The 14907-nt window shown below is 36.1% G+C and carries 16 protein-coding genes; 10 read left to right on the top strand and 6 right to left on the bottom strand.

What is annotated here, in order from left to right:
* Positions 1–117 precede the first annotated feature (117 nt).
* The 3 genes from LRP84_RS15070 (at position 118) to LRP84_RS15060 (ending at position 2675) form a co-directional block, all read left to right on the top strand.
* Entirely contained in the window at positions 118–423 is a 306-nt protein-coding gene (locus LRP84_RS15070) for a hypothetical protein (RefSeq protein ID WP_230575835.1), read from the top strand.
* A 433-nt stretch (positions 424–856) separates the two neighbouring features.
* Positions 857–1396 carry a DUF420 domain-containing protein gene (locus LRP84_RS15065; RefSeq protein WP_230575834.1) on the top strand — a complete coding sequence of 180 codons (540 nt, stop codon included), beginning with the start codon at positions 857–859 and terminating at the stop codon, positions 1394–1396.
* 115 nt (positions 1397–1511) lie between these two features.
* Positions 1512–2675 (top strand): iron-containing alcohol dehydrogenase, encoded by a 1164-nt coding sequence (locus LRP84_RS15060; protein WP_230575833.1) that lies wholly within the window; start codon positions 1512–1514, stop codon positions 2673–2675.
* 320 nt (positions 2676–2995) lie between these two features.
* On the opposite strand, the gene LRP84_RS15055 is transcribed toward LRP84_RS15060, so the two are convergent.
* On the bottom strand, positions 2996–3238 hold the full coding sequence (locus LRP84_RS15055) for a hypothetical protein (protein WP_230575832.1): 243 nt from the start codon (positions 3236–3238) through the stop codon (positions 2996–2998).
* A gap of 194 nt (positions 3239–3432) precedes the next feature.
* Between LRP84_RS15055 and miaA the strand changes: the two genes are divergently transcribed.
* Positions 3433–4383, top strand: a complete 951-nt coding sequence (miaA, locus tag LRP84_RS15050) for a tRNA (adenosine(37)-N6)-dimethylallyltransferase MiaA (RefSeq protein ID WP_230575831.1) — start codon at positions 3433–3435, stop codon at positions 4381–4383.
* A 25-nt stretch (positions 4384–4408) separates the two neighbouring features.
* Positions 4409–4633 carry an RNA chaperone Hfq gene (gene hfq / locus LRP84_RS15045; protein ID WP_000813896.1) on the top strand — a complete coding sequence of 75 codons (225 nt, stop codon included), beginning with the start codon at positions 4409–4411 and terminating at the stop codon, positions 4631–4633.
* 369 nt (positions 4634–5002) lie between these two features.
* Here hfq and LRP84_RS15040 read toward each other — a convergent pair whose 3' ends face one another.
* Together LRP84_RS15040 and LRP84_RS15035 are read right to left on the bottom strand one after the other, a co-directional pair.
* Complete coding sequence (locus LRP84_RS15040) at positions 5003–6697, bottom strand: collagen-like repeat preface domain-containing protein (RefSeq protein WP_230575830.1); 1695 nt, start codon at positions 6695–6697, stop codon at positions 5003–5005.
* A gap of 111 nt (positions 6698–6808) precedes the next feature.
* Positions 6809–7774 carry a tyrosine-type recombinase/integrase gene (locus LRP84_RS15035; protein WP_230575829.1) on the bottom strand — a complete coding sequence of 322 codons (966 nt, stop codon included), beginning with the start codon at positions 7772–7774 and terminating at the stop codon, positions 6809–6811.
* Positions 7775–7893: 119 nt separating this feature from the next.
* Between LRP84_RS15035 and spoVK the strand changes: the two genes are divergently transcribed.
* The gene (spoVK, locus tag LRP84_RS15030) at positions 7894–8850 is read left to right on the top strand and encodes a stage V sporulation protein K (RefSeq protein ID WP_230575828.1); all 957 of its coding nucleotides are present in this window, start codon (positions 7894–7896) and stop codon (positions 8848–8850) included.
* Positions 8851–8994: 144 nt separating this feature from the next.
* Here spoVK and LRP84_RS22475 read toward each other — a convergent pair whose 3' ends face one another.
* The 3 genes from LRP84_RS22475 to LRP84_RS15020 form a co-directional block, all read right to left on the bottom strand.
* The gene (locus LRP84_RS22475; protein WP_302850603.1) at positions 8995–9129 is read right to left on the bottom strand and encodes a hypothetical protein; all 135 of its coding nucleotides are present in this window, start codon (positions 9127–9129) and stop codon (positions 8995–8997) included.
* Between the two features lie 12 nt (positions 9130–9141).
* Positions 9142–9279, bottom strand: a complete 138-nt coding sequence (locus LRP84_RS15025) for a hypothetical protein (protein ID WP_230575827.1) — start codon at positions 9277–9279, stop codon at positions 9142–9144.
* A 226-nt stretch (positions 9280–9505) separates the two neighbouring features.
* Complete coding sequence (locus LRP84_RS15020) at positions 9506–10138, bottom strand: trimeric intracellular cation channel family protein (protein WP_230575826.1); 633 nt, start codon at positions 10136–10138, stop codon at positions 9506–9508.
* A gap of 91 nt (positions 10139–10229) precedes the next feature.
* On the opposite strand from LRP84_RS15020, the gene hflX reads away from it, so the two are divergent.
* The 4 genes from hflX (at position 10230) to glnA (ending at position 14718) form a co-directional block, all read left to right on the top strand.
* Positions 10230–11507 carry a GTPase HflX gene (hflX, locus tag LRP84_RS15015; protein ID WP_230575863.1) on the top strand — a complete coding sequence of 426 codons (1278 nt, stop codon included), beginning with the start codon at positions 10230–10232 and terminating at the stop codon, positions 11505–11507.
* On the top strand, positions 11500–12771 hold the full coding sequence (locus LRP84_RS15010; RefSeq protein ID WP_230575825.1) for a methionine gamma-lyase family protein: 1272 nt from the start codon (positions 11500–11502) through the stop codon (positions 12769–12771). Before hflX ends, LRP84_RS15010 begins: the two co-directional genes overlap by 8 nt.
* Before the next feature lie 222 nt (positions 12772–12993).
* Entirely contained in the window at positions 12994–13335 is a 342-nt protein-coding gene (locus LRP84_RS15005) for a MerR family transcriptional regulator (RefSeq protein WP_098311113.1), read from the top strand.
* Between the two features lie 48 nt (positions 13336–13383).
* Positions 13384–14718 (top strand): type I glutamate--ammonia ligase, encoded by a 1335-nt coding sequence (gene glnA / locus LRP84_RS15000; protein ID WP_230575824.1) that lies wholly within the window; start codon positions 13384–13386, stop codon positions 14716–14718.
* Positions 14719–14907 lie beyond the last annotated feature (189 nt).

The following is a 14907-nucleotide window of genomic DNA, read 5'->3' as shown; positions in this document are numbered from 1 at the left end:
AGCGATTAGGGGATACCATTATATGTAACCACTATTATCACAGTGTATATAAAATATTTTTCTTGACTTTTTATACGAACACTAGGAAAATAGTGAAAAAGGAAGGGAGGGGTAACGTTGGAGGAATATGTGCTAGATGTATATAATTTTTTGAGTACAACTGATTGGGAAGATATCATTTCAATTGTAAGCATTTTATTATGTATTCAATTCGTCTTTTTATATGCGCAAATGAATGGCGCTGATTTTTCTTTAACGTCCCCATCCGACGTACAAGGGAAGATATCGCTAAAGCAGACCAATATAAAACATGTATATTTCCCTTTAATCATTATTTTCTTTATCCGTTACATTACTGCTGTTGTAAAGAAAAAAGAAGGAGACGACCACTGTAATCCGATTTGTCATTTAGATTTTAAATGAATGATAAAAGGAGGAGATTCGTATGTGGATTCGTTTTCTATTAATTGGATTCTTTTCATTAACAGCAATTTCTCTTGTAAGCTTTCAAGTAATTGAGATGTTTCAAGCATATAGCGATATGTTTTTAAATAAAAACTAAAAAAGACATTATAGTTTGAAATTTTTAGTGTGAAACGATACAATCCTTCTTAAGTGGTAAAAAACTTGAGGAGGATTTTTAATTTTATCCTGTTATTCGTGGGGAGTAAGCCCCTAGCCTCAAGATTTTGAGAAAAAAAGAAGATAGGTGAAGGATAACTGCTGGTATGCGTTTATTTGATGGAAGTTTCACTTTATATAAGTATTTCAAACATTTGTCACATTTACACTGTTGATAATATGTTAAAATAATGAAGTTACTATATACTTTAAGAAGAATAAGGGAGTGAACAATTTGACTGATCGTTCTGTTAAACAGAAGAGCTATGCTCCTGTTGTAATAACGCTTTCTGTGGTCGTCAATGCAATTATTTTGTTCTTATTTTTTGGACCGATTGGTTACAAAGGAGAAGTACATTTTGATGTAAAAATTTTGCCGATGTTAAATGCGATTTTTAATAGTTTTACATTTGTGTTTTTAATCGCAGCATTGTTTTCAATTATTAAAAAGAATGTGAATCTACATAGGGGATTTATTCTTGCAGCATTTACAACAACATTGTTATTTTGTGTTTCGTATTTAACGTATCATTATTTAGCGCCAGCAACGCACTTTGGCGGAGAAGGAATCATTAAATATGTATATTTCTTTATTTTAATTACACATATTTTCCTTGCTGCTATTATTGTACCGCTTGCATTATTTTCTTTAGTATACGGATTTACAAATCAACTGACTCGCCATCGTAAAATTGTGCGTTGGACAATGCCGATTTGGTTATATGTAAGTCTTTCAGGCGTTATCGTATACTTAATGATTTCACCTTATTATTAAAAAGAGTCTCAGTTTTAGCTGAGATTCTTTTTTTGTGTAAGCAAATATTTTTGTAAAAAGCTAAATATATGATATATAAAAGTATAGTTACTTTTGTTAAGGAAGGATGAAAAGCATGCAAAACTTTATATTTCGTAATCCAACAAAGCTTATTTTTGGAAAAGGTCAATTAGAGCAATTGAAAACAGAGGTGCCACAGTATGGGAAAAAAGTTTTACTCGTATATGGTGGCGGAAGTATTAAACAAAATGGAATTTATGATAACGTGATATCTAAGCTAAAAGAAATGAATGCAGAAATTTTTGAGTTAAGTGGTGTCGAACCCAATCCACGTTTATCAACAGTACAAAAAGGTATTCAAATTTGTAAAGAAAATGATGTCGAGTTTATATTAGCTGTGGGTGGTGGCAGTGTAATAGACTGTACAAAAGCTATTGCGGCCGGCAGCAAATATGATGGAGATGCATGGGATCTTGTTACGAAAAAAGTTATTGCAACAGAAGCATTGCCTTTTGGGACAGTGTTAACTCTTGCGGCAACAGGTTCTGAAATGAATGCAGGGTCTGTTATTACAAATTGGGAAACAAACGAAAAGTATGGCTGGGGTAGTCCAGTAACATTCCCGCAATTTTCCATTTTAGATCCGAATCACACAATCTCTGTACCACGCAATCAAACAATTTACGGTATTGTTGATATTATGTCGCACGTATTAGAGCAATATTTTCACCAAGGTACCAATACAGTGCTGCAAGATCGATACTGTGAGTCCATTTTACAAACGGTTATTGAGACAGCGCCGAAGTTACTGCACGATTTAGAAAGCTATGAGCACCGTGAGACTATTTTATATTGCGGTACAATGGCGTTAAATGGTATTTTAGCGATGGGTGTACGCGGAGACTGGGCAACTCATAATATTGAACATGCTGTTTCGGCGGTGCATGATATTCCGCATGGCGGCGGCTTAGCAATTTTATTCCCAAATTGGATGAAACATGTTTTACATGAAAACGTAGATCGTTTTAAACAATTTGCGATTCGAGTATTTCATGTTCAAACAGAAGGTAAAACTGATGTTGATATAGCATTAGAAGGAATTGAAGCATTGCGTCAATTTTGGACATCAATCGGAGCACCAGCGCGTCTAGCGGATTACGAGATTGGTGAAGATCAAATTGGTGTTATGGCAGAAAAAGCAATGGTATACGGTGAGTTTGGACAGTTTAAAAAATTGAACAAGCAGGATGTTTTAGATATTTATCAAGCATCGTTATAAACAAACAAAAAACACTTCTTTTGAGAGGTGTTTTTTGTTTGTTAATTTTCCCACCAAGATATATTTGCGTTGGTAGAAAGCACACTGACAACTGTTAAGGAAGTGCTTATTGTAATAGGAATAGCCTAATAATGAAGATTCATTAATATCAAATTAAAGATGGATGAAAAAATGGAAATTAGCGGAGAGAAACCTTTTGTTGAGAGCATTATTGTAAGTTATGCGTCTGAAGTGGCAGAAGGGTACAGGATGAACCTAAAAGTCTCTTAAAAACAGTCGTAGACGAATTCTTAAACAATTAGATCAAGCTGGAAGATTATTTAGAATGGATATATCGTTCGGCCTGTCAAGATGTTATATGCGGTGTAAAACTGTGTTTGTATATATTCGGTCGTTTTTATATCTGTTTCTTCACTTGTAAGTATTGGATGAAACGAACGCAGTAAACAGCTTAGTGCAAAGTATAATTCTTCCTGAGAGCAATTTTTTTCTTTTGTTGCTGTTGCTAAAATTAAATCTTCTAGTAATGAGCGAAAATCAATAGTAGCTTGTCCAACTTTCATAGTATCATCTCCGTTTTCATTTTTAACATGTATATGAAGTGATTGGACAAAACATGCAAAATAGATTATATTTTTAAACAAGTTTATATAATTTCAATTACCGTAATAGGATAACTTGCATTTTGACTGTTAAAATTGGTAAGATTGGGTATAATAATCAGATGGATAACTTTACATAAAGAGAGTTGAAGTGTATGGGAGAAGAAAAACGGGACAAAGTTATTGTTATTATTGGACCAACTGCAGTTGGAAAGACAAAGCTTAGCATTGAACTGGCAAAAGCGTTAAATGGAGAAATTATTAGTGGCGATTCAATGCAAATCTATCGTAATATGGATATAGGTACGGCGAAAGTTACGGAAGAAGAAATGGATGGAATCCCGCATTATATGATTGATATAAAAAATCCAGAAGATTCATTTTCCGTTGCTGAGTTTCAAGAACTTGTGCGCGGTCATATAGCAGATATTACAAAACGTGGTAAACTACCTATTATTGTTGGTGGAACAGGTTTATATATACAATCTGTGTTGTATGATTACCAGTTCTCTGATGAGCCGGGAGATCATGTGTACCGTAAACAGCTAGAACAAGAGGCGGAGGAATATGGTCTAGAGTATATACATAGGAAGCTAGAAGAGGTTGATCCAATAAGCGCAAAGCGTATTCATCCAAACAATGTGAGACGTGTCATTCGTGCTTTAGAAATTTTTCATACAACAGGGAAGACGATGAGCGATCAATTAGAACAACAGGAAAATGAGTTGCTATATGATGTTGCTTTAATTGGTTTAACAATGGATCGAGATTTATTATATAGTCGTATTAATTTACGTGTAGACATTATGATGGAGCAAGGTTTATTAGCTGAAGTTGAGCGTTTGTATGAAGATGAGGTTCGTAATTGTCAGTCTATTCAAGCGATTGGTTACAAAGAACTGTATGAGTATTTTGAAGGGAAAACTTCGTTAGAAGAAGCTGTGATGGCTTTGAAAACAAATTCACGTCGCTACGCAAAACGACAGTTAACTTGGTTCCGTAATAAAATGGATGTTAATTGGTTTGACGTTACAAGCGGTGAAAAAAACATAGAAATTTTAGAGTATATAGAAGGAAAGCTACAACTTAAGTCGAATAATAAGTAAGTAGAGAAAAAGAGGAGGATTCGACATGAAGCAATCAATCAATATTCAAGATCAATTTTTAAACCAACTCCGTAAAGAGAATACGTTTGTCACGCTGTACTTATTAAATGGTTTCCAACTTCGTGGCCTAATTAAAGGCTTCGATAATTTTACTGTACTGTTGGAAACAGAAGGTAAGCAACAGCTTATTTATAAGCATGCAATTTCTACATTTGTTCCACAAAAGAACGTTTCAATCGAATTAGAATAGTAAAGAATTGTACATAGCAAAAAGAGCGAATCATTCGCTCTTTTTTTATGCTCAAAATATATAGGAATTCTGATGCGAAATCTTTTAATGGATATATAAGGTGAAAATTTTAGCTATTGTGCCATCTATTTCAATGATTGGGAATGGATCTTTTTGATAGAAATTTTATCCCGCTATTCGTGGATAGTAAGCCCCCCACCTTAAGATTGAAAGAGAAGCGAAGAAGATAGATGAGGGATACCTGCTGGTATGTGCCAGATTGGCACCATCAGTAGGGTGTGAAGACACTCCCTACTGATGGAAGTTTCATTTTATGTTGAAATAGATATTTTGATTCGGCTTTACAGGTTGTGAAGATGCTGGCTATTATTACACAGTTTGATGACGAGGATTTATATCTTGTTGCTCGAGAAGCTCTGGTTGGTTTAGAAGTTCTGTTTGCTCGAGAGTATCTGCTTGAACTATAAGTTCTGGTTGTTCGAGAGTATCTGTTTGCTCGAGAGTATCTGTTTGCTCGAGAATATCTTGTTGATCTAGAAGTTCTGTTTGCTCGAGAATATCTTGTTGATCTAGAAGTTCTGTTTGCTCGAGAATATCTTGTTGATTTAGAAGTTCTGTTTGTTTGAGAATATCTGATTGACCTAGAAGTTCTTGTTGCTCGAGAAGCTCTGTTTGTTCGAGAGTATCTGATTGGCCTAGAAGTTTTAGTTGTTCGAGAATATATGATTGAACTAGAGGTTCTAGTTGATTTAGAAGCTCTGTTTGCTCGAGAGTATCTGATTGAACTAGAGGTTCTTGTTGCTCAAGAAGTTCTGATTGCTCGAGAATATCTGATTGGACTAGAGGCTCTGATTGCTCGAGAATATCTGATTGAACTTGAGACTCTGATTGCTCGAGAAGCTCTGTTTGTTCGAGAATATCTGATTGGACTAGAGGTTCTGATTGCTCGAGAAGCTCTGGTTGTTCAAGAATATCTGATTGGACTAGAGGTTCTGATTGCTCGAGAAGTTCTGTTTGTTCGAGAATATATGATTGACCTAGAGGTTCTGATTGCTCGAGAAGCTCTGTTTGTTCAAGAATATCTGATTGACCTAGAGGTTCTGATTGCTCGAGAAGCTCTGTTTGTTCGAGAATATCTGATTGACCTAGAGGTTCTGATTGCTCGAGAAGTTCTGGTTGTTCGAGAATATCTGATTGCTCGAGAAGTTCTGGTTGTTCGAGAATATCTGATTGCTCGAGAAGTTCTGATTGACCTAGAAGTTCTGGTTGTTCGAGAATATCTGATTGACCTAGAAGTTCTAATTGCTCGAGAATATCTGATTGAACTAGAAGCTCTGATTGCTCGAGAAGTTCTGATTGAACTAGAGGTTCTGTTTGTTCGAGAATATCTTGTTGAACTAGAGGTTCTGTTTGAACTAGAAGTTCTGGTTGATCTAGAAGCTCTGATTGAACTAGAGGTTCTTGTTGATCTACAAGCTCTGGTTGAAGTAGAAGTTCTTGTTGCTCGAGAATATCTGATTGAAGTAGAAGTTCTGGTTGAACTAGAGGTTCAGGTTGATCTAGAAGAACCTGTTTACCTTGAAATTGGCCATTCATTCCGATTGGCGCAATTTGCAGTAAAGTTATTTGTAATTCTTTTGTTTGCTCAGTGATATTTTTAAATACAGGAGGATTCATACCGGATAATTTTGTGATATTAAGTGAGAAGTTAAGTAAATTTTGTAATTCAATATATGCTTCACTTGCTGCAAAAGGTTTCTCGTTCAAAATGGTAATTAAATTTTCGACAATCGCAATGCCAGTTTCTTGCTGTGTAAGTGTTAAGTTTAAACGTTTCAGCCCCCCTTTTATTATTTCTAATATGTTTATAAGTTTCTTCATGTTAGATTGTGATGGGTTCGAAAATGCAGTTGGAATCATAGTAGTTAAGTTACTTAGTGCCTTTGGAAAAAAGTTACTGTACAATTCTGGAAAAGGGATGTAATGAACAGCTGGAAGCCGTTGAGATTGTTTTGGGAAATAAGGTTTTGAGATTTTTTTCTGATTAGCTTTAAAATAAGACATTGAAAGTCTCCTTCCTGATTGTGATAGTGAAAAACCTATCATAGTAGATGCAAGAAGCATATAAAAAGGAATAGGAGAACGAGCAGTTTCTATGAAAAATAGCAAAAACGCCTATAATGAGGCGTTTTCTTTTTGCTTTGCATAGTTATAATATCTTTTTAATGAAATCTTTGATTTAAAACCAATTCGTTTTATAATTTCTTGTTCTGGAACATGGTTTTGGATGAGGCGTAAAATAAATGTATTTCGTAAATGTTGACCAGAAATTCCTTTTCGCAGCCCGGCGCGTGCTACTTCAAGCCGAATCATTTTTTGGACAGCAATTTCTGTTAATGCTTTTGGAGCGTCATTTTCGTATACCCAGCGGAATGTATTTCGGTTAAAGTCAAAAGCTACAAATAATGGATCTGTGCTATGGTATCTCGGACGTACCGGTTCGGGAATTTTCTTGTAGTAATGATATAGCTTTTTTTTATCTTCTTCTGTTAATGTAATGATTCGTTCTATTCCAGATACAGCGGGAATAGATAATGTATTATTTTCAAAATGAACGTGATGCATATTTAGTGAAACGAGTTCTTGTAGTGATAAACCGTAATCAAGTAAAATCATAATAATACATACGTTTCGATCCATGAGTAATGGACGTACAGGACGTTGTTTGTCTGAAAGTCCTTCTAAAGAAGTTAAAATGTGTTTTAAACGCTGTTCCTCTTGTGTTGAAATGAAGTCTTCATCTCGCAATGCTCGATCTGGCTGTATAACAAGTTCCATATCTTTTAGTGGGCTAGGTAGGTTTAAAAAATAATACAGTCGATTTAACACAATAAAAACACGGTGCATTGTTTTTTCGGAGTAATGACGCTTCATTTTTAAGTCTGAAAAATAATCTTCATAGTCTTTTGTACAAAGAGTCCCCCATATATTATTAGGAGAAATTTTTTTGTTCTTTTGTAACCAATGAACAAAATCTTCAATGTCATAGACGTATCGCTTAATAGTTGAAGGCTTCCGTCCCTTGTTGAATAAATACGCAGAGAAAGCTTGTACTGTATCATCAAGTTCTTTTGTTGTCATAGTCCCACCACCCTAGTTTTCTTACATTATACCAAAAATTTTCAGAAAAAGTTTATTTCTTGGGAAAGCGCAAATTTTGACAATAATCGTCAGTGAAATGATAAAGGTGAGGTGATTGTATGGAACAGTCGATGCGAAAGAAGAATAATAATCAAATTAACATTGTGCTAAATCACCGAAAGAAAACTTCTGTTTCTTCGCCAGAACAAAAGCCAAATCTTTCAAACGAAACTGTTACAAAACATGAAATGTTGCAACGGATTGAAGAAGAAATGAGCAAGCTTGTTGGAATGCAGGAAATTAAAAAAATTATAAAGGAAATTTACGCATGGATTTATGTAAATAAAAAACGGCAAGAAATGGGGTTGAAATCAGAGAAACAAGTCCTTCATATGTTGTTTAAAGGTAACCCAGGAACAGGGAAAACAACTGTTGCTAGAATGATTGGGAAATTACTGTTTGAAATGAATATTTTATCGAAAGGGCATTTAGTTGAAGCGGAACGGGCGGACTTAGTTGGTGAATATATTGGGCATACTGCACAAAAAACACGTGATCTTATTCGAAAAGCAATGGGCGGGATTTTGTTTATTGATGAAGCCTATTCGCTTGCGCGTGGCGGTGAAAAAGATTTTGGAAAAGAAGCGATTGATACGCTCGTTAAACATATGGAAGATAAGCAGCATGCTTTTGTACTTATTTTAGCAGGATACTCACGTGAGATGAACCATTTTCTATCACTAAATCCGGGGCTACAATCCCGTTTCCCTTTCATTATTGAATTTTCTGATTACACGGTCAATCAATTATTAGAAATCGGAAAACGTATGTACGATGAAAGGGAGTATCAATTATCAAAAGAGGCAGAGTGGAATCTTCGTGATCATTTAAATGCGGTAAAATATTCATCGCATATTACTTCTTTTAGCAATGGACGTTATGTTCGTAATATTGTGGAGAAATCTATTCGTACACAAGCGATGAGATTGCTTCAGGAAGAAGCATATGATAAGTACGATTTACTTACGATTTCAAGTAGTGATTTAACACTTGAAGAAGAAACACACGGTTTATAAAGTGAAACTTCCATCAGTGGGAGTTTTCTTCACCACCCCACCTATCTTCTTCATTTTCTCTGAATCTTGAGGTGGGGGTCTTACTGCCCAAAAGTAGCGGGATAAATTGCTTAAAATAAAACACGAAGCGTAATGCTTCGTGTTTTATTTTGTATTCTTTGTTTTTGCGCGTTGTTCTAATTGGCTTTTTGGACTTTGATCTGCTACATCTGATGCAAGCCCTTGTGGGTTAACGCTACTGTGTTGTCCTCGATTGCTTTTGTTATTTCCTTTTGCCATCCGATATCACTCCTATTCTTCTTTGACTTTTTGTTGATATGCTTTATGGAACTGTTCCATTTTTTTACTTTTTTCGTAGGCGGAATTTAAATCATGCCCGAATTGATCCACAGAGCTTCTTTGTGCACCTTTATTTACGTGTTTTGTCATTTGTCTCACCTCTCTTTAAGAAATAGTATTTACGGATAAGTACAAAAAACATGCAATAAAGTACAATTCTATTAGTGGGATTTTTTTGTCTTTATTGATGGTCAGCGCTGCTAATTCAGATTTCACATGTGGTTAAGAGGAAGTAAAATAGAAAAACCCTTTACAGAAGTAAAGGGTTGATTTGTTATTTATCACGCTATTCGTTGGCAGTAAGACGTCTCGCTGATTAAAGTTTCACTTTATCACTAAAATGTTCTATCTTTTCTACACTGCGATGTGGCAGATGCCATTTGTAATGAATAGAAATCATACGGAAACATACGATAAGAACGAATAAAACATATAATGCCCAGTCGCTTGTAACAATTTTAGCTCCAATTAAAAATCCAGCTAAAATCGTCCAAAATGCATAAACTTCAGCTCGTAGTACGAGTGGTTTACGACGTGCCAATAAATCACGAATAATACCGCCGCCAATTCCTGTTAGCACAGCTGCGACAATCGTTGCACTAATTGGTAAATTTAGTTTTTGTGCATATAATGCACCTTGAATTGCAAAAGCAGATAAACCGATTGCGTCGGTAATATTTTCCCAGCGTTTCCAATGTTTGATGAGTTTGTTTGGGAATAAAAATATAATAGTCATTGATAAGATTGCAATTTCAAATAACATATCTTGTTTCCAAAACGCATCAATTGGATAGCCAATCAATAAATTACGCAGTGCTCCTCCCCCGAATGCGGTTGCCATTCCTAAAATATAAACCCCGAAAATATCGTATTCTTCTTCCATTGCGATGATTGCTCCGCTTAAAGCGAAGGCAATTGTACCAATGATGCTAAATAAATCCCATGCCATGAAATTCTCCCTCACTAACTAGATGAAATGTTCTTACTCTGCTATTATATTAGAAGGATTAATTTTCGAAAAGGATGAGTGAGGATATTTGATAGAAGAAAAAGAAAAAGTGATACTAGTTGGCTGTCAATTGCCGCAAGATGATGATGAACGTTTTGGACACTCGATGGAAGAATTAGCATCATTAGCGAAAACAGCACAAGCAGAAGTGTTGGTTTCAACGATGCAAAAGCGTTCTAAGTTTCATCCGGCAACGTATGTTGGGAAGGGGAAGTTAGAAGAACTTTCTCTGCTTGCAGAAGAACTAGAACCAGATGTTATCATTTTTAATAATGAATTAACACCAAGTCAAATTCGAAATTTATCAGCACAGTTAGATGCGAGAGTCATTGATCGTACACAGCTTATATTAGATATTTTTGCTCAGCGCGCAAAATCAAGAGAAGGTAAATTACAAGTGGAACTTGCGCAGCTTCAATATGCGTTGCCTCGTCTTGTGGGGCAAGGGCAAGCCTTATCTCGTCTTGGTGGTGGTATTGGTACAAGAGGACCAGGGGAAACGAAGTTAGAAACGGACCGTCGTCATATTCGTTCTCGTATCGATGAGATTAAAAGGCAGCTTTCTGGTGTAGTAGAGCACCGCAAGAGATATCGTGAACGTCGTAAAGAAAATCAAGTCTTTCAGGTTTCTTTAGTCGGATACACAAACGCTGGGAAATCTACGTTGTTTAACAGATTAACAGCGGCTGATACATTCGAGGAAGATTTATTGTTTGCAACACTTGATCCGACGACGCGTAAAATGCAGTTGCCGTGTGGATATACAGTCTTATTAACAGATACAGTTGGATTTATTCAAGATTTACCAACATCGTTAGTTGCAGCATTTCGTTCCACGCTAGAAGAAGTAAATGAAGCGGATGTTATTTTGCATGTTATTGATTCAGCTGATTCAAATTACATCGGGCATGAGGAGACAGTGAAAAAATTACTGCAAGATCTTGAGTTTGACCACATTCCAACTATTACAGTGTACAATAAAAAAGATAAGTTACATCCGAACTTCATCCCATTCCCAAAGAATGATTTTATTATGACGAGTGCTTTTGATGCGGCGGATTTAGAGAAATTAAGAAAAGTTGTAGAAATAGAAATGATGAAGCGGATGGATTCATATGAATTAATGATTCCGGTAAGCGAAGGCAGATTGTTGACGCTTTTAAGAACAGAAACAGTATTAACAGAAATGACGTTTCAAGAAGAGAAGCAAGTATACGAATGTACAGGGTATATTTTTGCTCATTCTCCGCTAAACGGACAAATCAATAGATATTCAGCAAGAAAAGGAGAAGAGAAAGAAGATGTTTAATCGATTGAAGAATGGGGAAAAGATTGCTCCAATTGTAAAAGAAGTTGAAATGCAAATTGCAGACATACATAGACGCCTTGATGAAGTAATTGAAAGTAATCAATTTCGTGTGTTAGAAAGTTTTCGTAGTCATAAAATTAGTGACTCACACTTTATTCCGACAACAGGGTACGGCTATGATGATATCGGTCGTGATACGTTAGAAAAAGTGTATGCTGATGTGTTCGGGGCAGAAGCGGGTCTTGTACGGCCGCAAATTATTTCTGGAACTCACGCAATCTCTACAGCGTTGTTTGGGATTTTACGCCCTGGTGACGAATTGTTATATATAACTGGGAAGCCGTATGATACGTTAGAAGAAATTGTTGGTGTTCGCGGGAAAGGTGTTGGCTCATTTAAAGAGTATAACATCGGTTACCAGGCAGTTGCTTTGAAAGAAGAGGGACGTGTTGATTTTGCTGCAGTGCAAGCGGCGATTCATGAAAATACAAAAATGATTGGAATTCAGCGTTCGAAGGGATATGCAACTCGCCCGTCATTTACAATTGCCGAAATTAAAGAAATGATTGCATTTGTAAAAGAAATTAAGCCTGATGTCGTTGTGTTCGTAGACAACTGTTACGGAGAATTTGTAGAAGAGCTTGAACCATGTCATGTCGGTGCGGATTTAATGGCGGGTTCACTTATTAAAAATCCAGGTGGCGGCATCGTGAAAACGGGCGGTTACATTGTTGGGAAAGAACAATATGTGGAAGCATGTGCATATCGTTTAACATCTCCAGGTATCGGAGCGGAGGCTGGTGCATCTTTATATAGTTTACAAGAGATGTATCAAGGATTTTTCTTAGCGCCTCATGTTGCTGGTCAAGCATTAAAAGGTGCAATCTTTACAGCGGCCTTTTTAGAAAAGCTTGGTATGAATACATCGCCAACTTGGAATGCACCGCGAACAGATTTAATACAATCTGTTCAATTTGATGATAAAGAGCGCATGATTGCATTTTGCCAAGCGATTCAATATGCATCACCAATCAATTCGCATTTTACGCCGTATCCGAATTATATGCCAGGATATGAAGATGATGTGATTATGGCTGCAGGTACATTTATTCAAGGTGCGAGTATTGAATTATCAGCAGATGGTCCAATTCGTCCGCCTTATGTTGCGTATGTACAGGGCGGTCTAACGTATTCGCATGTGAAGATTGCGATTTGTTCTGCTATTGATGCGCTTATTGAAAAAAATCTATTAGTAATTTCTTAAATGAAAGCTGCCAATTTTGGCAGCTTTTTTGTATATAAGTAGGTAATTGAGACATTTTAATAAGAGTGAAAAAATTTTTAAAAAAATCATGTAAGAAAAGCTAACATCTGTTGACATGATACATAACATGATATAAAATGAGAATCAAGTTAAGGCGAAGGAGGAACTGAAGTGACACAACATGATCGACGTTCTGCCCCGCTGTTTCCAATAAGTATAGTTATGGATTTAACACAATTATCTGCGCGTCAAATTCGTTACTATGAAGAGCATAAATTGATTTCCCCAACCCGTACAAAAGGAAATCGTAGATTATTTTCATTTAACGACGTAGATAAATTGTTAGAGATTAAAGATTTGTTAGATCAAGGTTTAAACATGGCTGGTATTAAGCAAGTACTACAAATGAAGGAAAATCAATCAGAAGTAATACAAGTAAGAGAAGAAGTGAAAGAAATTTCGAAATCTGAGCTCCGTAAAATTCTTCGAGATGAACTGCAACATACGGGCAGGTTTAATCGAACGTCTTTACGACAAGGTGATATTTCAAGGTTTTTTCATTAATGATTGATAATTTTCAAGATGTTTAGAGGGACTAAGGAGGAATTTTAAATGGCAAAGTACACAAAAGAAGATATTTTCCGCTTGGCGAAAGAAGAGAATGTAAAGTATATCCGTCTACAATTTACGGATCTTTTAGGAAGTATTAAAAACGTAGAAATTCCAGTTAGTCAGTTAACAAAAGCTCTAGATAACAAAATGATGTTTGACGGATCTTCTATTGAAGGATTTGTTCGTATTGAAGAATCTGACATGTACTTATATCCAGACCTAGATACATGGGTAGTATTCCCGTGGACTGCTGAAAAAGGCAAAGTAGCGCGATTAATTTGCGATATTTATAATGCAGATGGTACACCGTTTGATGGTGATCCACGTAACAACTTAAAACGTATGTTAAAAGAAATGGAAGCGCTAGGCTTCACTGATTTCAATCTTGGACCAGAGCCAGAGTTCTTCTTATTTAAAGTTGATGAAAAAGGAAATCCAACATTAGAATTAAATGATAACGGTGGATACTTCGACCTTGCACCAATGGATTTAGGGGAAAACTGCCGTCGTGATATCGTTCTTGAACTTGAAGAAATGGGCTTTGAAATTGAAGCATCTCACCATGAAGTTGCACCAGGACAACACGAAATTGACTTCAAATATGCAAGTGCAATTAAAGCGTGTGACGATATCCAAACATTTAAACTTGTTGTAAAAACAATCGCGCGTAAACATGGTTTACACGCAACATTCATGCCAAAACCGCTATTTGGTGTAAACGGCTCTGGTATGCACTGTAACTTATCACTATTCAAAAATGGTGAGAACGTATTCTATGATCAAAACGGTGATTTACAATTAAGCGACGATGCTCGCCACTTCATCGCAGGTATTTTGAAACACGCATCAAGCTTTACAGCGGTAACAAACCCAACTGTAAACTCTTATAAACGTTTAGTACCTGGATATGAAGCACCATGTTACGTAGCATGGTCTGCGCAAAACCGTAGCCCATTAATCCGTATCCCTGCATCTCGCGGTGTAAGTACACGTGTAGAAGTACGTAGCGTTGATCCAGCTGCAAACGCATACTTAGCAATGGCTGTATTATTAGCAGCAGGTCTTGACGGAATTAAAAATAAACTAGCGGTACCACCTGCAGTAGATCGCAATATTTATGTGATGACACCAGAAGAACGTGAAAAAGCAGGTATCATTGATTTACCAGCTACATTAGCGCAAGCACTAAATGAATTAAAATCAAATGAAATCATTTGCGGTGCGTTAGGTGATCATTTACTTGAGCACTTTATCGAAGCAAAAGAAATTGAGTGGGATATGTTCCGCACGCAAGTTCACCAATGGGAACGCGATCAATATATGACTCTTTACTAAGAGTTTCAAACCCTTGACACATAACGTGTTGAGGGTTTTTTGTTTTTATAACTGCCTTAATCAAAAATAGAAAGATTCCTTGGGACATCTTCATCATAAATTGTCTTTTGTAGACCCTACGTCGTAGTACAGTTTGAACTATAATAAAAGGCCTTGAATTTATATCTAAATTAGAAAATATTCATTTAG

Origin of the sequence: Bacillus rhizoplanae (assembly GCF_917563915.1) — a bacterium.
GTDB lineage: Bacteria > Bacillota > Bacilli > Bacillales > Bacillaceae_G > Bacillus_A > Bacillus_A rhizoplanae.
The sequence above is the reverse complement of the archived record's forward strand: the minus strand, read 5'-3'. Positions and strand labels throughout refer to the sequence as shown.